Annotated in this window: 1 pseudogene; it reads right to left on the bottom strand. The window is 45.8% G+C overall.

Features of this window, described 5'->3' with window-relative positions:
- A pseudogene (locus A1232T_RS13410) lies at nt 1-557 on the bottom strand (IS66 family transposase); the annotation flags it as partial.

Raw genomic sequence — 557 nt, 5'->3', positions numbered from 1 at the left:
GTTCATGAACCTGGGTTTTGACCTCAAGGTTGTCAGGAATCACTGTGTATTTGGCACGCTTTGTTTTTTTAGGCTGATCAGTAGCTGAAGCTGGCAGCTCATCTGTGATCTCTTTGGCGGCTTTAAGCTCACCCTCATTAATGAGGGTTTCTGCCTGAGTACGTTCAATCGCAGGCAGCTTGGCAAGCTCATCTTGGCTTAAGCCACTAAGGTAGTCATCTCGGATTTGTTCAAGCTGCGCTAAGTCCTCTTGCGCGGCCTCATAATTTAAGTGGGTTTGTCTGGCAGTGATGCCTTCGCTTTTTTGTCCATAGAGCCGGTGAATAAGCTGCCTTTGTTTTTCGATGAGTTCAAGCACTTGTTCATACAGCTTGTGGTTTTCTTCAACCACTTGGTTAAAAAGCTGCTGTAGTTGATCGTGACTTGTGTTTGTTTGAACAAGCTGTTGTTGCAGGTGTTCATTACGCTGTTCAAGCAGGTGGATTTTCACCAGAAGCTCGGCGTAAGTGGGGTCTTTTGATAAGTCGGATAAGTTGGCAACAGTCATGGCGATATGT

This window comes from Psychrobacter pasteurii (assembly GCF_900162815.1).
GTDB lineage: Bacteria > Pseudomonadota > Gammaproteobacteria > Pseudomonadales > Moraxellaceae > Psychrobacter > Psychrobacter pasteurii.
The sequence above is the reverse complement of the archived record's forward strand: the minus strand, read 5'-3'. Positions and strand labels throughout refer to the sequence as shown.